General features: G+C 52.2%; 1 rRNA gene. It reads left to right on the top strand.

Going from position 1 to position 255, the window contains the following annotated elements:
- Positions 1 to 255: ribosomal RNA gene (locus GM658_RS28715) — 16S ribosomal RNA — on the top strand; the annotation flags it as partial.

Here is a 255-nt window from a genome sequence, read left to right as displayed (position 1 = left end):
TACGGTCGCAAGATTAAAACTCAAAGGAATTGACGGGGACCCGCACAAGCGGTGGATGATGTGGATTAATTCGATGCAACGCGAAAAACCTTACCTACCCTTGACATGGCAGGAATCCCGGAGAGATCTGGGAGTGCTCGAAAGAGAACCTGCACACAGGTGCTGCATGGCTGTCGTCAGCTCGTGTCGTGAGATGTTGGGTTAAGTCCCGCAACGAGCGCAACCCTTGTCATTAGTTGCTACGCAAGAGCACTC

This window comes from Massilia eburnea, from assembly GCF_009720745.1.
GTDB classification, from domain to species: domain Bacteria; phylum Pseudomonadota; class Gammaproteobacteria; order Burkholderiales; family Burkholderiaceae_D; genus Rugamonas; species Rugamonas eburnea.
The sequence above is the reverse complement of the archived record's forward strand: the minus strand, read 5'-3'. Positions and strand labels throughout refer to the sequence as shown.